Consider the following 20,645-nt stretch of genomic DNA (forward strand, 5'->3'; position numbering starts at 1 on the left):
GCGATATCAGCTAGCGCGATATCGTTATCCTTGAACGCGGTGCCCTGATGAGCACCGCGTTTTTTATTGCCGACAAGGTTGTCGAACGTGTCGTATCGCCTTGCGTAAGCGATTAACTTGTTCTTACTTCGATAGTACCGCCAGCGGCAATAAACCAATCGTAAAGATGGGTGCGTAAGTTGGCCAGCTGGTCAGGGCCGATCAAAGCTAAACCCAGATCTGTACCCCGTGTAATATCGTGATGACGTAATGGTCTAAAGCTGACCAGCATCGCACGTGCTTGCAAGCCACCCAGTAAATCGCGCAAAGACTCTAATTTATACAGGGTGTCATCACCGTCGCTAGACATGCCTTTTGTCTTGCACTCAATGATATGAAGCTTATTGTTAACCACCATGGCGACATCTAACTCATTGCGGACTTCTCGCTCGCCAATTTGGCGATAAACCTGCATAGAAAGCGCACTGTCTTGAATGGTCGGTAACTCTTTTTGGATAGAAGTGACCGTGTGGTGCACGTAGCTTTCCAGCCATTCTCCGTTGGCAAAACGTCGGGCTTCCTCACAGCTAAAAGTGAGCACACCATTTTCGTAGCGCGCTAATCCCGCATCCGATAAATCGTCGAGCAGCATCCCAAGTTCGCGATAGCCTTGCTGTTTTTCACTCAATGCAACATCCAGGCACTGTTCTTTTCGGCAAGTGGTCGCTAAGTAATTTAAAGTGGCTAAGCCTGGGCCTAATTCATACGCATTGCTCGCCCATTTTTCTCCTAACCGATAAATATCATTGGTGAGGCAGCCGGTTTCCTCTTCATCGTGATCTGCGCAACGGGCACCAAAAATCGTCATGTACTCGGTCAAACTAATATGATCTTCAACCTGTTGCTGTGGAAGACCGTCGGGATAGAGCCAGCACAATTCGTCGCTGTAGGGCTCAATCACATAACAGGGCCATTGATAGGTTCTAAACACTTCGTAAGCAGACAATAATTGGTGGCGTAGGCCACAGCTCGCATTAAAAAGAATGTCTTCAGAAGATTGGGTGAGCTGTTCGGCAAGACGCTTTACTTGGCTTTTGACTTCTCGGATATTGATATCATCCGAGATTTCAAAAAACTCCGTTTCAATGCCTTTCGGGGCTAACACACGAGTGAGTCGCTCAAACTCGAGATCTTGTTCAAGCGTACCAATCAATACCAACTTACTGACAGGCAATTGTTGATGTAAAACCGGGGTAACGAGTCGGACTGGATCCGAATCAATGATTCCTACATGAATAGCCATAAATGCTCCAGGCGGGCTATGCGGCGACAACAAGCCGCTAAATGATAAGTATAGTTGCCAGACTCAACAGATGACATGGATCTAATATCCGTCTTCAACGTCAGGCTTTCAACCGTAGATCGCGTAAATAAGTGTAATTTGACAGAGTGCTGACCTTGAGGCGTCAGTGTCAGTGTTTTAACCGCAAGCCCAGCCAACGACGGCTCGATAGCTGGGCACGTGCGTGTGAGGAGACGCTAAGTCCGGCTTTGTTTGAGTGCTTGCTGACGCAATGTCGCAGTGAGCATATTTAACTCAGGGATCATACGCTGAATTAATGTTAACTGTTGCAGCACCATGCTTAACGGTGTGTTATCGACCCTATCATGAGCGGCGACGTTAGGCTCTGGGGTGTCGTGATACACAACGTCTGGGTGAGTGTCTGCCAGGTCGCCGGAGAGGGTTTTATCACCGGTTGATGCCACTTGAGTGGGTTGCTCGGTCGGCAGCTCGCGCCGGAGTCGTTCGGTTAACGCATTGAGTGATTGGTGAATGTCACGATGCAGCTGCGCCACTTTCTGATGATTAACCTCATCGTCCATGCGACGGCGGTGAGCGCCAAGCGCAGAAATATAGCTCAACATCGCATTGTTCAAACACAAAAACCGGAACGTCTCTTCAATGTTGGTGCGATAGCGTCCGGGCTCGACCAACATGTTACTGATGGCGGTGGTGAGCTCGGCATCGGCATTGTGTGCATGGCGACGTGCGATTCGGTAGGCGAGATTATCGCGTTTACCGACACGATATTGTGCGATCACATGGGCAAGGTAATCACGATTGGCTTGTAACGCCTCGGTCATGATCCCACGCAACCGGTGCGCTTGCCAATCGGGGAGCACGTAACGAACGGCGGCGACAGCAATCAGGCAGCCGATCACGGTATCTCCCAGCCGTGGCAAGATAACCGCAAAGCCCTGACCAAATTGGCTAAAGCACATGAGTACCAGCAGGGTGATAAACAGGGTCGCGAGCGTATACTGCACGGTACGAAAAGCGAAAAAGAGTACCCCCGTGATCACCATTAACGCTAACTGGCTGCTCGGATCGGGGAACAAATACAAAGCGGGCACACCTAATAGCAACCCACCCACGGTCCCTAGGATCCGTTCTTTGAGTTTGTTTCGCGTCGCCGAGTAGTTCGTCTGACAAACGAATTGAATCGTCATTAAGATCCAAAACCCATGTTCAAGCGATAGCCCTTGAATCACCCCATAGCCGGCGAGTAGTGACAAAGAGAGGCGCACCGCATGGCGAAAACGTAGCGATTTGAGTGTCATCTGACGACGGATCCGATACACCATTTCGCCCAGAGAGCGCGCATCGGGGTCGGCCAGTTCGCTTTCTTGTGTGCCATCATTGGCAGCTAAATTACTAAGGCTCGCCAACTGCTCCTCAACGGTCTCTAGGTTTTTATAGAGAAAATCGAGCTGATGAAGTAAGGCCATGCGTGAGGCATCTTGGGTTTGTTCAGCCAATAAATATTGCATCGATTGCTGGATGGCCAGTAACGCTTGCTGACCCGCTTTTGGGTGCTGGTAGCGCGCCCCGATCGATAACGCTTGTGCAACATTACGACAGGCGCTGGCCTGGGCATTGAGCAAGGCCTCAAAGCGAAACAAGATATCAGAATGGAAAAACTGCGCGGCAAGATCTTGATAACGATAGTGCGAAGAGCTGACACGTTCATGGATATCTTGGGCAATAAAATAGGTTTGCAGCAACGCTTGATGCCGTTTAGTCAATCGCCCTCGTCGTGCACGGGCCAGCAAAGATGCCTTGGCTTGGTTTAGTGCGGCGACGACTTGGGCATTTCGGTTCGCGGCGGCGATGCGGGTCGGCTGGGGGACCAATTCTGTCACAGGGTGAAATAGGTTCGATTTGGTTTCCATATAGGTCGCGGTTTGGCGAAATACCGCCGCGAGCCGATGCTGTACCGGACGATGAGGCCAGATGACAATCCATATCAGCGACAAAAGGCCATACCAGACTGCCCCTGATAGCAGCATCATGGGTTGTAACCACATATCACTGCCTTGCTCCATGCCTAGCATGGTATAGACCGCCAATAGTAACGACGCAAACGCAATGGTGCCATAGCGTTCACCAATGGCCCCTAACATGATAAAACCAAAACTCGACACGGTGAGGCCGATAGCAAATAACCATGGCGTGTCATATAAGAGCTCGACGGAAAACGCCGCCACAGTAAAACAGACCAAGGTGACACCAAGTGCGCGTACTCGGCCCCAAAAATGATCGTCCACTTCTGCCAGTGCCGAGGCGATGACGCCAAGGACGAGCGGGGTGACAATATCGGTACGTCCAGCATAACTGGCATACAAGGCAACGCCCATCAGCGCAATCAGCACACGAAGGCTGTCATTAATCCGGTGATTGGCCCAATACTCACGCAACGTGAGTGGCACGGTGGGAAAACGTGGCAGAGAAAAAGACATAAATAAACGTTATCGGCCAACAATGCTGGCAAGATACCAGAAACGGCCCGAGAAACTAACCCTGAATGCGTCTTTAAGCACCGCTTTTATCGTTTGGTTGCGGTAGGTCAATTCCTTAAGAGAATCGACGCTGAGAACAAGCTTTGTGGGCGAGTGAATTGATTTCTAGGGTGGTGAGCAGTAGCATGCCAAGCATCTTTTAAAGGCCGCGCCTATCCCTCATTGGCTGACTAACGTATTGATATGAAACTCTCTGCAAATCGCTGGGCACAATGGCTTGTTTATGGCGATCATTATAGTTTACAGCTAGAAAATGATGGCTTACTGCTCGAATCTCGCCACCATCGTCAATATATTCCCTTTTCTGCCTGGGATGGACAGCTCACTATTTCGCGTGGGTTACTCTGGGGAACCATCTCGTTGACTGGCTTCACAGAGCAAGGAGATGCTTATCCATTTGATGTGTTTGGCCTGCCTTGGCGACGTGCTAAACAGGCCGGTAAAGCCATTCACGCGCGTTATCAAGCCTATGTCGCACGCTATCAAAAACAGTTAGCACTCATTCGACCGAGCTTGCTGGCTGACTATGAGGCGCTGGTGAACGAACCAGGATACGTTCGCATAGCGCAATTACGCACTGCCCAGCAAACGTTATTGGATACGCTAGAAAGCGAGGGGATCCCAGCCGCTTTCCTTTCCCAGTTAGATGAAGGCGTCGCTACCACGTTGACGCCGGTGTTGCAAGGCGATACCCATTGGCTGAAAACCCGTAACCAGCAATGGCAAGCGGCGATGCTCAACCAGTGGCAAACCTGGTTTGATCAGATTGAATCGTCACCACTGAATCCGGCGCAGCGTGAGGCTGTGCTTACCGATGAATCTCATACCTTGGTGGTGGCGGGGCCCGGTAGCGGCAAAACCAGCGTACTGGTGGCACGGGCTGCCTACTTAATTGAAAGTGGGCAAGCCAAGCCTGAGCAGCTTTTATTGCTTGCCTTTGGCCGTGATGCCGCGACTGAGCTTAAAACTCGGATCAAGACCAAAACCGGCCATGAGGTGAATGTCACCACTTTTCATGGCTTTGCCCGCCAGCAACTTGCTGAGCACCAAGGGCAGGCGCCTATCATTTCCTCGCTGGCCAGTGATGAGACCGCCAAAGCCGCCTGGCTGACTCAAGCACTCGCCGAGCAGTGGCAGCAGCCCAACACACATAAAGCATGGGAAAAACTGCATCAGCAGCGCGCACTGCCGATTGATGATCAGGCCGAGCTCACCGCGTGTGCCCATGAAAGTCGGTTGCACAGCTGGGTTTGGTCGCGTCTCTCCCGGGTGATCCAAGCCAATACCACCAAGCGTGCGCTGACCGATAAACTGGCAAGCTTTGAGGAGCAGATCGGGTTAAAAAACGAACTGGCGGTGATTTGGCCGTTGTATCAAGCCTATAAACAAGCACTAAAAGCGGAGAGCGCCGTTGATTTTGATGGACTGATCGCAAAAGCGACCAAGTTGTTCCAACAGCGAAAATTCGCCACGCCCATCCAGTTTGTGATGGTCGATGAATACCAAGACATTTCGCCGGCACGATTGGCGATGCTCGAGGCCTTGTGTCACGGCAAAACGGACAGTGAAATCTTAACGCCACGCGCCTCGTTATATGCCGTCGGGGATGATTGGCAAGCCATTTATCGTTTTGCCGGTGCCGATGTCAGTTTAACCACGGATTTTGCTCAGCGCTTTGGAGATAGTGAAATTTGCTGGCTGACCACCTGTTATCGCTATCCAGCAGCGTTGGGGGATATTGCGCAGCAGTTTATTTGCCAAAACCCCAAACAGCTCACTAAGCAATTGGATTACGCGCGCGACAAAGCATCGGCGAAAACGCCCAAAGCGATTAAAGTAATCACTGACGATAAGTTAGAAAAGACACTGGCAAGCCTTGCCAAAAAGCACGCCAAAACGACGCAACCCGTGACTGTGATGCTGATTGGTCGCACCCACTCTCGATGCCCTAACGATCTAGAAACTTGGCAGAAAGCTTATCCATCACTGGCGCTTCGTTATACCACCGCGCACGCCAGCAAGGGGCAAGAAGCCCACTATGTGTTTATTCTCGGCATGGATGAGGGAGTGTTTCCGGCCAAGCAACGCTCGCTGTCACTCGATGAGGCCTTATTAGGGAAAAATGAAGAGCCAATTGAACACGCGGAAGAACGGCGATTATTTTATGTCGCCCTGACGCGAGCCCAAAAACAAGTGTGGCTGGTGCACCAAAAAGGTCATGCCTCATCGTTTGTGGAGGAACTGAAAGGAAACCTTTGAGGCGGTCTCCCACACTATTAGCCATAGACGGCGTTAGTTATCGACAGACAGTGTGGGAAAAAAGATCACAAACGCTCGTCTAAGTACGCTTGATAATCAGGAATTTGGATATCGACATCCTGCCCGAATAGCGGCGACGTGATCATAAAGCGGGCGGTTGAGCGGTTGGTGGCAATCGGAATATTCCATACAGAGCCGACGCGCAGTAGCGCTTTAACATCTGGATCGTGTGGGACCGCATTGAGGGGATCCCAGAAGAAAATCATCACATCGATTTTTTGTTCAGAAATCATCGCCCCGAGTTGCTGATCCCCGCCCATTGGGCCGCTCATCAAAGGTGTTATTTTTAGCCCCGTTTCTCTTGCAAGGATGTGGCCCGTGGTGCCGGTGGCATAAAGCGCGTGCTGGCTCAGTATTTCTTTATTTTCTTTTACCCAGTCGCTCAGGGCATCTTTATAGTGATCATGCGCCACTAACGCGACGTGTTTGCGTGCAAGCATGGTGCGAGACGTTTGTTTCATAATCGATTCCATCTAAAACAAGGCGATTAACGCCAAACTGCGAATGAACAGTGTATTGAAGCCTACGCCAATCTTGCATCGAATTATAGCGTACACCTGACAAACGCCGAACATAGGCTGTTAGAGTTATCACATTATCAATAAAAACTCTCCAAGCACATGAAATGAAGTCTGTTTTTACAGCCAGTTGTTAATCAAGCACGCAAAAGTGGCGCGACAGTCCATCGAAGTGACAACAAAAAGGCTACAGTTAACTAACTAGGCAAGGGAAGCGCCTCGTTATACAGGAGAGTTTATGAGCAAGGAGTACGCGTATGTGGGTGACACTGGATTTTGAAGCATCCGGTTTGTCGTTAGTGTCTTACCCGATTGAGGTAGGATACGTATTGCCAAATGGCGATAGTCAAAGTTTTTTAATTGATCCCTCCACCGCCAGTGGCCATTGGCATCACTGGGACCACGAAGCTGAATCGCGTATTCATGGTATCTCGCAAAAGACATTAGCCACAGAAGGCACCAGTGTATTGGCAGTATGCCAGCACCTTAACCAAACGCTCGCACCGTTTGAGCATGTATTGTGCGACAGCCAGTGGGACCTATTTTGGATGGGGCGGCTTTATAAAGCCTGCTATATGCGTCCTTCATTTACGTTAATGGAGGTAAACCAGTGGCTAAAAAAGCACAGTGATCTCGACCGACGTGATTTTAGTCGCGAAATGAAAGCACTGGGACCCGCCCCCCATCGTGCCGTCGAAGATGCATTACAAATTCGTCGTGCCCTTGAGAGCCTGTTAAAATAGTCGCTTTTCAGCGCACGAGTAGGCTATCATGACAGCACCATCAACCCTGAGGTTTGCGCAATTTAACCTGTCTTTGGCAGGGCGCAAGGCTGGCGACATTAAATCGCAGATGCAGGCACCAACGCCGAGTCGGCAAATTAAAAACCTCGCGGCCACCTTACAGCGCGTGCGACCTGATGTGGTGGTGCTGTGTGAATTTGATCACCCAGGCGATGGTGGCGATGATGGTGCACTGGCCGCATTTTGTGAGCGCCACTTAGCTAAATCGCAAGACGGCGACCCCCCGATTGATTATCCGTATCGCTATTTGCCTGCCACCAACACGGGTTTAAAACTCACGGTGCCGGTCAGCGCGCATCCACGTTTAACGGATGCTCAGCAGTGTCATGGCTTTGGCGACTATCATGGTCAGTTTGGCTTTGTGATCATATCGCGTTACCCCATTGAAGACACCGCGATTTGCACTTGGCAACACTTTGCGTGGCATCAGCTGCCTCACCATCAAATTCCGTCTGACTACTACACCGAAGCGGCGAAAAAAAAGCTACATTTAGCTTCGAAAAACCTGGTCTCTGTGCCGATCAGTATCGGCGATCAGCAGATACGCTTGGTAGCGTGTCACCCCACGCCGCCGGTGTTTGATGGGCCTGAAAAGCGTAATTGGCGGCGCAACAGTGATGAAATTCACCAACTAATTGGCCTTTTGGATAACGCGGATTGGCTGGTGGACGACAAGGGCGTTTGTGGCGGGCTTTCTTCCGAGATACCTTTTGTGGTGATCGGCGATTTAAATGCGGACCCGAGCTACGGCGATGGGGATAAACAAGCCATTGGTGCCTTGCTTAACCATCCGCGTGTGCACCCTGATGTCGCCACTGGTGCGCAGGTGCCAAAAAGTGAGGCGGCGCAGTCTCACGCGTTTCGCTTTATCGATGGCAAAGGGCGGGCAATCGCTACCCATAACGGCGGGCTGCGCCTCGATTATGTCTTGCCTTCGCGAGAGCTTACGGTGTTAGCCTCCGGCGTATTTTGGCCTGCCCCTGATGATGCCGACTACCCACTGATTTGTGATAAAAACGGCCAAGAAAACGCGCGAGCTCACTCCGATCATCGTCTTGTCTGGGTCGATGTGGCACTGAGTTAGCGAGGCTGCGAGTCCAGCGCCACGCCTTCACGCTGACACGCGACTTCCGCGAGGCGTTTAGCTTGTTCGTCCGGCTTTAAAAAGCAGCAGGTTGAGCAATAACTGTGATCATCGACGGTAAAGATCCGGCAGCAGCCGCCGCGCAAACGGAAGTTGTGGGTTTGCAGCACAGTTTGGGTGTCATTCGGATCGTAGACGGTGACATCGTGAAAGCCACTGCGCTTGCTATAAAGTGGGGTGCCGCGTTGATGGACGATCGACAGCGCGGCTTCACGCGCGGCCTGCTCACAATCGCGATGCTTCCCTACCATTAAGAAAGCAATACAGATTGAATCCGCGATCACTTTCCAAAGCGGTCCTTCGCGCATACCACTTTGCTCGGCAATCGCATCGACGATGGGCGAAAAGTGATGCAATAAAGCACCATGCAAAATCGCTCGCCAGTCCTGGTGATCTTGCCGTCTCCATCCCTCAAGGGCGCTGAGATAAAAATGCGGCTTGTGATAAACAAGCTCTTGGCCATTGGGTTTAGTGACACGGGTAGGTTCGTATTTCACCTGCCAATTATCCAAGTCCAGTGATGGGATCTGCCCGCCTTGTAGCCAGCTTGCCAGCACCGGCAGCAAAAACTCATAGGCATAGGCGCCGATAAAAAGGGTGCCTTGTGCGCGGTTATCCGCATCGCCATAGGTGGCGTTCACTGCAGAAAAACAATGCGCCAGCCCTTGCGCGGTGGTGAGTTGCTTACGGAGCGAAACGCCTTTCACCGCATCAGGCACCATAGATAAGCCCAGGGCTGGCGGAAAAGAGGGCAGTGTCACTGTGGCGGGTAATGGTAATGCATCAACGGTAGGGTTAGCTGCGCTCATCAACACTCCTTTGAGTTGGCGCCTAAAAAAAAGAATTTACCACGTGATATAACCAATTGTAAGAGTGATTCGTATTTGGTTTAAGAGTATGGCTTGGCGAGAAAAAAAATGTAGCTTGGCGAGAAAAAATGATCGGTGCAGCGGATCCGACTGCACCGATATAAGGGGTATGCGCCTATCCCGGCTGGACCTGATAGCGCCCAGGCTTGTGATTCATCGCCAGCACGAGGTTAGTGGTAATCGCCGCGGCGACAGATAAGGCAATTAGCCATGGTTCAACGACCATCAGTGACAACACCACAATCGAGCAATCCAGCGCCATTTGCACTTTCCCGGCGCGGATGCCAAACCGTTGCTGCAAAAACAGCGCTAAGGTGTTAAACCCGCCCAAACTGCATTGATGCCGAAACATCACCAGCATGCCCATACCAATGAGGCCACCGCCAATCAAAGCGGCATAGACGGGATGAATACTTTGAATGGTGAGCACGTGATGTAAGTGATCAGCACAGAAAGACACAATGCTGACGGCGACCAAGGTACTTAAGGTGAAGCGTTTACCCATTTGGGTGTAAGCGAGCCAATAGAAAGGTAGGTTGATCACGAAGAAAAGCTCACCAAAACTAAAGTCGGTGACACGTTGTAAAAAGAGTGCCAGCCCAGCGGTACCGCCGGTGAGTAGGCCTACTTGGTTGAAAAAGAAGATACCAAGTGACACCAGACTACTCCCAATGAGTAGCGCCAATGCGTTTTCACGCTTGGAATGATTTCTATCCATACTTGCGTTCTATCCCTATAAAAACGACCGCTACACAATACGCTGCTTTTCAATGAGGTCGAGTCAAACATCCGTTTGATAACAAGTGAATAACAAATCAATGCGTACATTATCATTTACGTTGTGGGCGAGATCACGACAAAAATACGGCGCTACAGACCAAAGTCTAATCTACATTGTCTACAATCTTATTCTATTCTGGCTGTATTAAAGTTTTTAGGCGGTATTTATGTCTTTATTGTCGACAAATGACCAGGCTCTCGATCAACACACGCAATCGACTCCGGCTGAGTCACGTGAGCCCACCAAGTCAGCCAGCCTGACCGAGCAGCTTATCGAGGCGATTGTCACCGGTACCTATCCAGCAGGCACCAAGGTATCGGAAGCGGGATTAGCCGCCGCGTTTGGCGTCAGCCGAGGTCCACTGCGCGAGGCGATGATGCGGGTCGAAGCCTTAGGACTGGTAGAGCGGGTGCCTCATGTGGGCGCGAGAGTGGTGACGCTGACACATCGCCAATTAGCCGAGATCTACGCAGTGCGAGAAGCCTTAGAGGGCATGGCGGCAAGACTGGCGTGCGCGCACATCACCGATGCCGAGATCGATCAGTTAAGTGAGGTGCTCGCCACCCACCATGCCTATATCGAGCGGGTGGAGGGGGCGGCCTACTTTCATCAACAAGGCGACTTTGATTTTCATTATTGCATCATCAAAGCCAGCCATAACCAGAAACTGATCAACCTGTTATGTGGTGAGTTATACCACTTGCTGCGTATGTACCGCTTTCAATCGCCCCGGGCGCATTCTCGCCCCCAGCAAGCGCTGCAAGAGCACATGCAAATTTTGGCGGCAATTCGCGAGCGCGATGCCGAGCTGGCGGAAATGCTGATGCGTCGTCACATTCAGCGCAGCCGCCAACTGATTGAACAGCGAATAGCAGATTGAATAGTCACTGACGAATTAAAAATAGTGCGGCGGTGATCCCCGCTAAGCCACGAATTTACAAGGAGAATACGATGAGTGCAGGTGCGCGTTTTCGCCAAGCGGTGAGCAGCAATATTCCGCTGCAAGTCGTCGGCACAATTAACCCCTATTGCGCCATGATGGCAGAGCGGGTGGGGCATCAAGCTATTTATCTATCCGGAGGCGGGATTGCTAACGCCTCTTACGGCTTACCGGATTTGGGGATCACGACTCTCAACGATGTGTTGGAAGATGTTCGCCGGATCACCGCAGCGACCGACGTGCCCTTGCTGGTAGATATTGATACCGGTTTTGGCGGCGCGCTCAATATTGCCCGTACCATTCGTGAAATGGAACGTGCCGGCGCGGGCGCGGTGCATATGGAAGATCAAGTGGCGCAAAAGCGCTGCGGTCATCGTCCCAACAAAGAAATTGTCAGCCAAGCTGAAATGGTCGATCGCATTAAAGCGGCGGTGGATGCGCGCACCGATCCTGAGTTTGTGATCATGGCGCGCACCGATGCGTTGGCGGTGGAAGGCATGGACAGTGCCGTCGCCCGCGCCAGAGCGTACGTAGAAGCGGGCGCGGACATGATTTTCCCCGAAGCCATGCAAACGCTCGAGCAGTACCAAGCCTTTGTCGAGCAAGTAAAGGTGCCGGTATTGGCCAATATCACCGAGTTTGGGCAAACCCCACTGTTTACCAGCCAAGAGCTGGCGAGCGTGGGAGTCAGCATGGTGCTGTATCCGCTCTCTGCGTTTCGCGCCATGAACCAAGCCGCCCTCAATGTGTATCAACACCTACTGGATGATGGCCACCAAAAAAACGTGGTCGACACCATGCAAACCCGTGATGCGCTCTATGACTTCTTGGGGTATCACGCCTACGAACAGCAATTGGATCGCCTATTTGGCAAAGAGTGATCACAGACGCACACCCACGGTGTGAAAACGTCGGTTACACCACTGGAATTATCATCACGTTCACGGATTCATGCAGCGGTTGAATCTGATGGCATCAAAGGAAAGGAGCCAATCATGACAAATGTCGCCGTCGCACCTAACGAGAAACCAACCTCTGGCGCAGGCCTGCGTGGCCAAAGTGCCGGCACCACCGCCTTGTGTACGGTCGGGCAAACCGGCACTGGATTAACCTACCGGGGTTATGACATTACCGATTTAGCCAATCACGCCCAATTTGAGGAGGTGGCGTACCTGCTACTCAAGGGTCAACTTCCCAATCGCCAAGCACTGGCTGACTACACCGAAACCTTGGTTGGCAAGCGGGGATTACCTGACGCCTTAAAAGCGGTGCTGGAACGGATCCCGGCCAATGCGCACCCCATGGATGTGATGCGTACTGGCTGCTCGATGCTGGGTAATTTGGATCAAGAAACCGATTTTAGTGAGCAAACGGATAAAACCGATACGCTGTTGGCGATGTTACCGGCCATTATCTGCTATTGGTATCGCTATTCGCATGATGGCGTGCGGGTCGATACCTATCAGCCAGAGGTGAAAAGCATTGGTGGTTACTTCCTCAAAATGCTGACCGATGAAACCCCGTCGCCACTGCATGAATCTGTGATGCATTGCTCGCTGGTGCTGTATGCCGAGCATGAGTTCAATGCTTCGACCTTTACCGCCCGAGTGTGCGCGTCCACCTTGTCCGATTTGCACTCTTGCATTACTGCGGCCATCGGCAGTTTGCGCGGCCCATTGCATGGCGGTGCCAATGAAGCGGCGATGGCGATGCTAGAACAATGGCGCACACCTGACGAAGCCGAAGCCGGGTTAATGCAAATGCTCGCCAATAAAGACAAGGTGATGGGTTTTGGCCATGCAATTTACCGTGAGTCAGATCCCCGCAATGCCCTTATTAAACATTGGTCGAAACAGCTGGCGCAGAACGTACCAGACGCTTGGCTTTATGATGTGTCTAAGCGGGTTGAGCAAGTGATGAAGCGCGAGAAAGGCTTGTTCCCCAATGCCGATTTCTATCACGCATCGGCCTATCACTTTATGGGCATCCCGACCAAATTGTTTACCCCGATTTTTGTGATGAGCCGAGTAACGGGCTGGGCGGCGCATGTGTTTGAGCAGCGCGCCAATAACCGCATTATTCGTCCAAGTGCCGATTACGACGGCCCTGAACACCAAGATTGGCTACCTATCGATCAGCGCCCCTAATCGGCGCGCATTCACCCGATTGAAATTACAGAAGGAATTGACCATGAGCAACAACGTAGAACTGAACCAGCGCCCCGACCCCGATGCGTTATTGGTGCAAATTGCTGACTATGTCGATAGCACGCCGATTGCCTCAGCAGAAGCCTACAACACCGCGCGTAACTGCCTGATAGATACCCTTGGCTGTGGCTTGCTGGCGTTACGTTTCCCTGAATGCACCAAACACCTGGGTCCACTGGTGCCGGGTACTACAGTGCAACATGGTGCGCGTGTGCCGGGCACCTCTCATGAGCTTGATCCGGTCACTGCCGCGTTTAACATCGGTTGTATTATTCGCTGGCTCGATTTTAACGATACTTGGCTCGCCGCCGAGTGGGGCCATCCGTCCGATAACCTAGGTGGAATTTTGGCCACCGCCGATTATTTAAGCCGTGTGGCCGTGGCCGAAGGCAAACCGCCGCTTACCATGCGCGATGTGCTGACTGCGATGATCAAAGCGCATGAGATCCAAGGCGTACTTGCACTCGAGAATAGCTTTAACCGTGTCGGGCTCGATCACGTTTTACTGGTGCGCGTGGCGTCGACGGCGGTGGTCACCAAAATGCTGGGCGGTAATCGTGACCAGATCATTGATGCCGTTTCACAAGCGTGGGTCGATGGTTGTGCACTGCGCACCTACCGCCATGCGCCGAACGCCGGTTCACGCAAATCGTGGGCGGCGGGCGATGCCACTTCTCGCGCGGTGCGTTTGGCGATGATCACCATGAAAGGTGAAATGGGAATGCCGTCGGTACTCAGCGCGCCCAAATGGGGCTATTACGATGTGCTGTTTAACGGTAATCCCTTTAGTATCAAACAAGACTTTGCCAGCTACGTGATGGAAAACGTGCTGTTTAAGATTTCCTTCCCTGCTGAGTTTCATGCTCAAACCGCGGTGGAAGCGGCCGTTACCTTGCATGCACAGGTTAAAGACCGGGCTGACGAGATTGAACGTATTGAAATCACCACCCATGAATCGGCCATTCGCATCATTTCTAAAGAAGGGGAGTTGGCCAACCCGGCCGACCGTGACCACTGCCTGCAATATATGGTGGCGGTGCCGCTGTTATACGGCAATCTGGTGGCCGAGCACTATGAAGATGCCTTCCATTACGCCGACCCGCGTATTGACGCGCTACGGCAAAAAATGGTGATCAAAGAAGACCCACGCTATAGCGCGGAATACCTAGAAGCCGACAAGCGCTCGATTGCCAATGCGATCCAAATCTTCTTTACCGATGGTAGCCACACTGAACAAGTCGCGGTGGAATATCCGATTGGTCATCGCCGTCGCCGCGAGGAAGGGATCCCTGTGCTGGAGCAAAAATTCCGCTCCAACTTGGCAACCCGGTTCCCGCAAGCACAGAGCGATAAAATTGCCGCCTTATGTAACGACCAGGCCGCGCTGGAGAAAACCCCGGTGCACGAATTTATGTCGCTGTTTGTGATTAACTAAGCACGTTCTCAACACGTTGCTTGCTAACTCATCGCTCGCTGATAGCGGGCGATAAGGAGCCGCTTATGCAAGAAGCCAGTTATCAACACCACGCGGATTGGGCTAGCCGTGATCCCGAGGGATTTTGGCAGGCACAGGCCAAACAGCTCGATTGGTTTACCTTTCCTCAAACCATGCTTAGCAAAGACGACAATGGCATTGAGCGCTGGTTTGCCGATGGCACTATGAACACCGCGTATATGGCACTCGATGCCCATGTCGAACAAGGCCGGGGCGAGCAAACCGCGCTGATTTACGACTCACCGGTTACCGATAAAAAAACCACCTACACCTATGCGGCGCTGCGTGACTATGTGGCGAAAGTGGCGGGCATGCTGGCAGGGCTAGGGGTTGAAAAAGGGGATCGCGTGGTGATTTATATGCCCATGATCCCAGAAGCAACCGTAGCGATGCTCGCTTGCGCACGGCTTGGTGCTATTCATTCGGTGGTGTTTGGTGGCTTTGCCCCGAACGAGCTGGCGGTAAGGGTTGAAGATGCGGAGCCCAAAGCGGTGCTTACCGCCTCATGCGGGATTGAAGGCGAGAAAACCTTGGCCTACAAGCCGATGGTTGATCAAGCCATCATGGACAGCCGCTACAAACCCGACCATGTGGTGGTCTATCAACGTGCAATGTGCCGCGCCAATTTAGACAACCCGCGTGATGCCGACTGGGCAGCGCTATTAGCCGAAGCCACACCTGCAGCACCGGTGCCAGTCAAAGCCACCGATCCTTTGTATATCCTCTACACCTCTGGCACTACCGGCAAACCCAAAGGCGTGGTACGTGACAATGGCGGCCATGCGGTGGCGATGAAGTACAGCATGAGCGCGATTTATAACGTCAAACCCGGTGAAGTGTTTTGGGCCGCGTCGGATGTCGGCTGGGTAGTGGGGCACTCGTATATTGTGTATGCCCCTTTGCTACACGGCTGCACCACGGTGATGTTTGAAGGCAAGCCAGTCGGTACACCGGATGCGGGAGCGTTTTGGCGTGTATGTGATGAGTATAACGTCAGCATCTTATTCTCGGCGCCTACCGCCTTTCGGGCGATTAAAAAACAAGATCCAAACGGTGATCACCTTGCGCGCTATCCAATGACATCCTTACGCACCGTGTTTATGGCGGGCGAACGGCTTGATCCACCGACATTGGAATGGGTGGAAGAAAAGACCCAGCGACCCGTGGTGGATCACTGGTGGCAAACCGAAACTGGCTGGGCGATTGCAGGCAATCCATTAGGGTTAACCTGCTTTGCGACCAAGCCCGGCTCGGCAACCATGCCAAGCCCTGGCTACCAAGTGCAGATCCTTGATGAAATGGGCGAACTGGCGGCGCCAAACCAACAAGGATATATTGCGATAAAACGGCCCCTACCGCCTAGCTGCCTGCCCACGGTGTGGCGCAACCACGATCGCTTTGAAGCCGGCTATCTCAGCCAGTTCCCTGGCTATTATGTGTCTGGTGATGGGGGTTACATGGATGAAGATGGCTACGTGTTTGTGATGGGACGGATTGATGATGTGATTAACGTCGCGGGTCACCGTTTATCGACTGGCGAAATGGAAGAAGTGCTAGGCAGTCATGAAGCGGTCGCCGAGTGTGCGGTGGTGGGCATGCACGATGAGCTTAAAGGCCAATTGCCGCTCGGCTTAGTGGTGCTGAAAGACGGCTTTGTCTCAGTGAGTGGCGAGATAGAACGGGAATTGGTGCAGCGCGTGAGGGATCAAATTGGCGCAATTGCTTGCTTTAAACAAGCAGTTATCGTCGATAAGTTACCCAAAACACGCTCAGGTAAAATTTTGCGCCGTATTATTCGCCAAATGGCGGATGGCGAGTCGTATCAAGTCCCCTCGACCATTGATGACCCTAGCAGTTTGGAGGCGATTTCCTCGGCGTTGTCATCGTAAGCTTTGTTATTCAAGCTTTGTTATTCAAGCTTTATTATTTAGGCCTTGTTATTCAGGGCTTGCTATTTAGAGCTTGTCATTTTGGAGCTTGTCATTCTGAGCGCGACAATAGGTGCGACAACGCGTGGTATCACAGCAATACCACGCGTTAAGATAAGAGCGCGCTTATTGAGTGATGCGCGGGCTTATTGAATCAAACACGCAAATCCTTTGAGGTAGAAACCCTCTGGATAAGCACTGTGAGTGGGGTGATCCGCGGCTTGTGCAAAGCGTTCGATAAACTGCACGTTTTTACCCGCATCTAATGCCGCGTCCGCCAAGATCTTTTGGAATAACCCTGAGTCCATCAGCCCTGAACATGAATAACTGAGCAGCACACCGCCTGGGTTTAACAGCTGCATGGCGAGCATATTGATATCTTTATAACCGCGGCATGCGCCGTTCAGTTGTGATTTCGATTCGGCAAACTTGGGCGGGTCCATCACAATGACGTTAAACCGTTCGCCTTGCTCGCGATAAGTGCGCAGCAGCTTGAACACATCGGCATTCACAAACTCAGCACGGGTGAGATCAAAGCCGTTACGTTCGGCATTGGCCTTGGCTCTATCGAGCGCCGGCTGTGACACATCCACATTGATGACCTGTTTGGCATTGCCTTTTTGCGCATACAAGCCAAAGCCGCCAGTGTAACAAAAGCAGTTTAAGACGCGTTTGCCATCCATATATTTCACCGCTTGCTCGCGGCTATCACGCTGGTCGAGATAAAAACCGGTTTTATGGCCCTTGGTAATGTCGACCTCAATCGCCACCCCATTTTCTTCGATGATGACAGTGGCGGGTGGCTCGTCACCGTGTAATACTCCGATACGTGGTTTCAACCCCTCCTTTTTGCGAATCGCAACATCCGAGCGCTCGTAAATATGGCAGTCAGGAAATTCGCTACGCAGCGCGGTGACCAGGTTATCGCGTTGGGCATCCGCGCCGGCGCTCAGCAATTGGCACACTAGGTAGTTATCGTATTTATCCACGGTAATGCCGGGCACACCGTCTGACTCGGCGGCCAATAGACGATAACCGGTTAAGCCATCACGCTCGGCGAGCATGGTACGTAGCGATTTTGCCGCACGAATACGGGCGAGGAAAAAGTCACTGTCGATGACGGTTTTCTCAAAGCACCACATGCGTACCCGAATTTGTGATTGCGGCGAGAATGCCCCTAGGCCTAAAAATTCGCCTTGATGATCACAAACAGTGACAGTGTCACCTAATCCGGGCTTGCCTTCAACGCGGGTGATTCCTCGCGAGAAAATCCAAGGATGGCGGCGTTTGATTGATTTATCGCGGCCTTTGGCGAGATACACAGTGGCAGTCATGATGGTTCCTAACAATGGGTGGTGCAAAACACGTCAAAATGCTGAGTGAAGCACCTGCATCATGACGTGACTTGCGGATAAAGCAAAAAGGGCGGGTATTGTCGAGCAAGGCTGACAGCATTGCAATAAAAACGCGCCCAGAGTAGGGCGCGCGATAAGGGGAATGATGGAATCAAACCATGGCGTTTAGGTACGAAGCCCTGCCACTAAGGTTTTAAGCTGGTGGGCTTGTGCGCCAAGTTCGCTCACTTCGGTAGCGGAATCACGTAGCATTTGGGCAACCTGGGTAGACTGGCTGCGTACTTGCTCCACATCTTGTGAAATCGTACCCGCAACATTACCTTGCTGCTCAGCAGCAGCGGCAATTTCAGTGCTGCGATCGGCAATGGTGCCACTGCGCTCAGCGATTTGGCTGATCTCCGTATCAATCTCTTGCACCGCCGCTTCACTGGCTGACGCATTTTCAACCGTGCCTTCCATCACCCGGCGTAGCTCGGCGGTGTGCGTTTGCAGTGACTCAATCATAGATTGAATATCAACCGTCGATTCCTGGGTGCGGCTAGCCAGTGTGCGCACTTCGTCTGCGACCACGGCAAAGCCACGACCTTGTTCGCCGGCACGCGCGGCTTCAATCGCGGCGTTGAGCGCCAGTAGGTTAGTTTGTTCACTAATACCGTTAATGGTGGTCACCACGGTACCGATTTGCTCGGCGTTTTTGCTTAGCTCGCTGACTTTATCTGCCGCTTGAGCTATCTCGCTGGCAAGACCATTAATCGCGCTCATGGTTTGCTGAACTTGCTGACGCCCCAGATTTGCAGCTTCTGTGGCTTCTTGTGTTTGGGTTGATGTCTCGGTGGCATGCGTTGCGACCTCGCGAATTGAGCTCGCCATTTCTTCGGTCGCGCTGGCCAGCGAATCAAGGTACTGACGCTGGCTCTCGCCCACAGCTTCGCTTTCATTGCTGCGCTGCTGCAAACTTGCGGACAGGCCGTCCATCATCTCTGCGCTTTCCTGGATCGCTTTTACCAAACTCTGTTCACGCTCGAGCACTTGATCGATAGTAACGGCAATTTGGCTAAACTCATCACGGACCGGGATAAAGTTCATCCGGTAACTTAGCTCACCATCTGCTAGCTTTAATAAAGCTTGGTTCATGGTGTACATGGCGCCGCCGATAAAGGTCATGATGTAGTAAATCAGCACTGCAATGACTAACACCATGCCAAGCAGCAGGCTCCAATCGGTGGCGCTCATATGGCTAAATAGCGAGCCGTCGAGCTGATAGATAAGCTCATTACCATTGAACGTAAAACCGGTTTGCTGGCTATTGAGCAGGGTTTGCACCTCGCCTTTCGGGAGGTCGTATTTTTCAACCATGGCTTGAATGGCTTGTCCTTCCGCTTCCATCTTGTGTGCCACACGGGTATCCGAGGCTGCATCTAAGGTAAGCGCAATCACAACCATTGCGAGTAAGGGGAGGAAAAAGATAAGGTAAAATTTCTCTTGGAGCCGAAGGTGGATGAAATATTTATCAATCCATCGAAACGCAACTTCTTTCATGACGTAATCCTGTCAAACGACTTGTCTCATGTAGCGTTATACAGGTGTCGTTTTGCAATGGGAATACAGTAGAGGTGACCGATGTCTCAAAAATGTATTAGGGCCTATGTCACAGGTCACGTTCAGGGGGTTGGCTTTCGTTATCAGACCGCCCATGAAGCGATAAAGCTCTCATTGACCGGGTATGCGAAGAACTTACCGGATGGGCGTGTTGAGGTACTGGCATGTGGCCGCAATGAATCGGTGGATGCCCTCATGGCGTGGTTAGATAAAGGGCCGCCTACCGTGGGTGTTGATCAGGTCGATAAAGAAGACGTGGAGTGGCGCGCCGTAGATGGCTTCGCAATACTATAGCGACTCGATAGGACCATGTCGTCTAGGTAACAAGTCGTGTTTAGCTAAAAAACAGCGCCTAGGTAACAAATAGCAATTAGCTAAAACATGTAAGCGCCGCGGTGGGTAGTGCGGCGCTTATAGGCTGGCCATCGGTACTAAAGACATTTAGCCGGCTTAGGTAAACCTGCCAGTTTTGTTGCCTGTTTAGCGGGACCTTTCGGGAACAGCTTGAACAAATACTTGCTGTTGCCTTTTTCTGGGCCGTATTCTTTTTCCATCGATTTAACCAACAAACGCACCGCCGGTGAGGTGTTGTATTCTTGGTAAAAGTGGCGGACAAAGTGAATCACTTCCCAATGGGCCTCGGTAAGGGCAATGCCTTCTTGCTCTGCAAGCATGGGAACTAATGCTTCTTGCCAGTCGTCCACATTTTTTAAATACCCCTGCGCATCCGTCGCAATGGTTTCACCTTCATACACCAGCATAGTCTTACCTTTGTTCGTCATCTGATCGGACGTTATCGCTGTTATTAAAGCTGCAAAGCATAGCGAGCAGGGAGGGCGAGTGCAAC

General features: G+C 51.9%; 17 protein-coding genes. 9 read left to right on the top strand and 8 right to left on the bottom strand.

Annotated elements, in window-relative coordinates:
* Positions 1-112: 112 nt before the first annotated feature.
* Positions 113-1,282, bottom strand: coding sequence for a Card1-like endonuclease domain-containing protein (locus BZG75_RS07520; RefSeq protein WP_077461079.1), 1,170 nt, complete (start codon positions 1,280-1,282; stop codon positions 113-115).
* A 236-nt stretch (positions 1,283-1,518) separates the two neighbouring features.
* The gene (gene yccS / locus BZG75_RS07525) at positions 1,519-3,780 is read right to left on the bottom strand and encodes a YccS family putative transporter (RefSeq protein ID WP_077461080.1); all 2,262 of its coding nucleotides are present in this window, start codon (positions 3,778-3,780) and stop codon (positions 1,519-1,521) included.
* Between the two features lie 243 nt (positions 3,781-4,023).
* Between yccS and helD the strand changes: the two genes are divergently transcribed.
* On the top strand, positions 4,024-6,099 hold the full coding sequence (gene helD, locus BZG75_RS07530) for a DNA helicase IV (RefSeq protein WP_077576608.1): 2,076 nt from the start codon (positions 4,024-4,026) through the stop codon (positions 6,097-6,099).
* A gap of 65 nt (positions 6,100-6,164) precedes the next feature.
* On the opposite strand, the gene BZG75_RS07535 is transcribed toward helD, so the two are convergent.
* The gene (locus BZG75_RS07535) at positions 6,165-6,620 is read right to left on the bottom strand and encodes a methylglyoxal synthase (protein WP_025744664.1); all 456 of its coding nucleotides are present in this window, start codon (positions 6,618-6,620) and stop codon (positions 6,165-6,167) included.
* Positions 6,621-6,934: 314 nt separating this feature from the next.
* Here BZG75_RS07535 and BZG75_RS07540 point away from each other — a divergent pair, with 314 nt between their 5' ends.
* Both BZG75_RS07540 and BZG75_RS07545 read left to right on the top strand, forming a co-directional pair.
* Positions 6,935-7,420, top strand: a complete 486-nt coding sequence (locus tag BZG75_RS07540; RefSeq protein WP_077576609.1) for a hypothetical protein — start codon at positions 6,935-6,937, stop codon at positions 7,418-7,420.
* Positions 7,421-7,448: 28 nt separating this feature from the next.
* A complete protein-coding gene (locus BZG75_RS07545) occupies positions 7,449-8,564 on the top strand; it encodes an endonuclease/exonuclease/phosphatase family protein (protein ID WP_108742897.1) in 1,116 nt (371 codons plus the stop codon).
* Here the strand turns inward: BZG75_RS07545 and BZG75_RS07550 are convergent.
* Positions 8,561-9,433, bottom strand: a complete 873-nt coding sequence (locus BZG75_RS07550) for a (2Fe-2S)-binding protein (RefSeq protein ID WP_077576610.1) — start codon at positions 9,431-9,433, stop codon at positions 8,561-8,563. The genes BZG75_RS07545 and BZG75_RS07550 overlap by 4 nt on opposite strands.
* A gap of 175 nt (positions 9,434-9,608) precedes the next feature.
* Positions 9,609-10,211: a YitT family protein gene (locus BZG75_RS07555; RefSeq protein WP_077461083.1), complete on the bottom strand. Its 603-nt coding sequence runs from the start codon at positions 10,209-10,211 to the stop codon at positions 9,609-9,611.
* A gap of 229 nt (positions 10,212-10,440) precedes the next feature.
* On the opposite strand from BZG75_RS07555, the gene BZG75_RS07560 reads away from it, so the two are divergent.
* From BZG75_RS07560 to BZG75_RS07580, 5 genes are all read left to right on the top strand, one after another.
* Positions 10,441-11,154 (top strand): GntR family transcriptional regulator, encoded by a 714-nt coding sequence (locus tag BZG75_RS07560; RefSeq protein WP_077461084.1) that lies wholly within the window; start codon positions 10,441-10,443, stop codon positions 11,152-11,154.
* 71 nt (positions 11,155-11,225) lie between these two features.
* Positions 11,226-12,095 carry a methylisocitrate lyase gene (gene prpB, locus BZG75_RS07565; protein ID WP_077576611.1) on the top strand — a complete coding sequence of 290 codons (870 nt, stop codon included), beginning with the start codon at positions 11,226-11,228 and terminating at the stop codon, positions 12,093-12,095.
* A gap of 114 nt (positions 12,096-12,209) precedes the next feature.
* A complete protein-coding gene (gene prpC, locus BZG75_RS07570; protein ID WP_077461086.1) occupies positions 12,210-13,361 on the top strand; it encodes a bifunctional 2-methylcitrate synthase/citrate synthase in 1,152 nt (383 codons plus the stop codon).
* A gap of 43 nt (positions 13,362-13,404) precedes the next feature.
* Positions 13,405-14,856 (top strand): bifunctional 2-methylcitrate dehydratase/aconitate hydratase, encoded by a 1,452-nt coding sequence (locus tag BZG75_RS07575; RefSeq protein ID WP_077461087.1) that lies wholly within the window; start codon positions 13,405-13,407, stop codon positions 14,854-14,856.
* A gap of 65 nt (positions 14,857-14,921) precedes the next feature.
* The gene (locus tag BZG75_RS07580; RefSeq protein ID WP_077576612.1) at positions 14,922-16,805 is read left to right on the top strand and encodes a propionyl-CoA synthetase; all 1,884 of its coding nucleotides are present in this window, start codon (positions 14,922-14,924) and stop codon (positions 16,803-16,805) included.
* Between the two features lie 185 nt (positions 16,806-16,990).
* Here the strand turns inward: BZG75_RS07580 and BZG75_RS07585 are convergent, their stop codons facing one another.
* The gene (locus BZG75_RS07585) at positions 16,991-18,178 is read right to left on the bottom strand and encodes a class I SAM-dependent methyltransferase (RefSeq protein WP_077576613.1); all 1,188 of its coding nucleotides are present in this window, start codon (positions 18,176-18,178) and stop codon (positions 16,991-16,993) included.
* A 186-nt stretch (positions 18,179-18,364) separates the two neighbouring features.
* The gene (locus BZG75_RS07590) at positions 18,365-19,738 is read right to left on the bottom strand and encodes a methyl-accepting chemotaxis protein (RefSeq protein WP_077576614.1); all 1,374 of its coding nucleotides are present in this window, start codon (positions 19,736-19,738) and stop codon (positions 18,365-18,367) included.
* An 81-nt stretch (positions 19,739-19,819) separates the two neighbouring features.
* On the opposite strand from BZG75_RS07590, the gene yccX reads away from it, so the two are divergent.
* Positions 19,820-20,092 carry an acylphosphatase gene (yccX, locus tag BZG75_RS07595; RefSeq protein WP_077576615.1) on the top strand — a complete coding sequence of 91 codons (273 nt, stop codon included), beginning with the start codon at positions 19,820-19,822 and terminating at the stop codon, positions 20,090-20,092.
* 137 nt (positions 20,093-20,229) lie between these two features.
* Here the strand turns inward: yccX and BZG75_RS07600 are convergent, their stop codons facing one another.
* Entirely contained in the window at positions 20,230-20,559 is a 330-nt protein-coding gene (locus BZG75_RS07600; protein WP_077576616.1) for a TusE/DsrC/DsvC family sulfur relay protein, read from the bottom strand.
* Positions 20,560-20,645 lie beyond the last annotated feature (86 nt).

Source organism: Salinivibrio sp. AR640 (assembly GCF_001995405.1).
Taxonomy (GTDB): domain Bacteria; phylum Pseudomonadota; class Gammaproteobacteria; order Enterobacterales; family Vibrionaceae; genus Salinivibrio; species Salinivibrio costicola.

What these genes read in the sequence shown, in the direction of transcription:
- BZG75_RS07520 (WP_077461079.1), bottom strand. Translation starts at nt 1,282, where the DNA reads ATGGCTATTCATGTAGGAATCATTGATTCGGATCCAGTCCGACTCGTT.
- yccS (WP_077461080.1), bottom strand. Translation starts at nt 3,780, where the DNA reads ATGTCTTTTTCTCTGCCACGTTTTCCCACCGTGCCACTCACGTTGCGT.
- helD (WP_077576608.1), top strand. Translation starts at nt 4,024, where the DNA reads ATGAAACTCTCTGCAAATCGCTGGGCACAATGGCTTGTTTATGGCGAT.
- BZG75_RS07535 (WP_025744664.1), bottom strand. Translation starts at nt 6,620, where the DNA reads ATGAAACAAACGTCTCGCACCATGCTTGCACGCAAACACGTCGCGTTA.
- BZG75_RS07540 (WP_077576609.1), top strand. Translation starts at nt 6,935, where the DNA reads ATGTGGGTGACACTGGATTTTGAAGCATCCGGTTTGTCGTTAGTGTCT.
- BZG75_RS07545 (WP_108742897.1), top strand. Translation starts at nt 7,449, where the DNA reads ATGACAGCACCATCAACCCTGAGGTTTGCGCAATTTAACCTGTCTTTG.
- BZG75_RS07550 (WP_077576610.1), bottom strand. Translation starts at nt 9,433, where the DNA reads ATGAGCGCAGCTAACCCTACCGTTGATGCATTACCATTACCCGCCACA.
- BZG75_RS07555 (WP_077461083.1), bottom strand. Translation starts at nt 10,211, where the DNA reads ATGGATAGAAATCATTCCAAGCGTGAAAACGCATTGGCGCTACTCATT.
- BZG75_RS07560 (WP_077461084.1), top strand. Translation starts at nt 10,441, where the DNA reads ATGTCTTTATTGTCGACAAATGACCAGGCTCTCGATCAACACACGCAA.
- prpB (WP_077576611.1), top strand. Translation starts at nt 11,226, where the DNA reads ATGAGTGCAGGTGCGCGTTTTCGCCAAGCGGTGAGCAGCAATATTCCG.
- prpC (WP_077461086.1), top strand. Translation starts at nt 12,210, where the DNA reads ATGACAAATGTCGCCGTCGCACCTAACGAGAAACCAACCTCTGGCGCA.
- BZG75_RS07575 (WP_077461087.1), top strand. Translation starts at nt 13,405, where the DNA reads ATGAGCAACAACGTAGAACTGAACCAGCGCCCCGACCCCGATGCGTTA.
- BZG75_RS07580 (WP_077576612.1), top strand. Translation starts at nt 14,922, where the DNA reads ATGCAAGAAGCCAGTTATCAACACCACGCGGATTGGGCTAGCCGTGAT.
- BZG75_RS07585 (WP_077576613.1), bottom strand. Translation starts at nt 18,178, where the DNA reads ATGACTGCCACTGTGTATCTCGCCAAAGGCCGCGATAAATCAATCAAA.
- BZG75_RS07590 (WP_077576614.1), bottom strand. Translation starts at nt 19,738, where the DNA reads ATGAAAGAAGTTGCGTTTCGATGGATTGATAAATATTTCATCCACCTT.
- yccX (WP_077576615.1), top strand. Translation starts at nt 19,820, where the DNA reads ATGTCTCAAAAATGTATTAGGGCCTATGTCACAGGTCACGTTCAGGGG.
- BZG75_RS07600 (WP_077576616.1), bottom strand. Translation starts at nt 20,559, where the DNA reads ATGCTGGTGTATGAAGGTGAAACCATTGCGACGGATGCGCAGGGGTAT.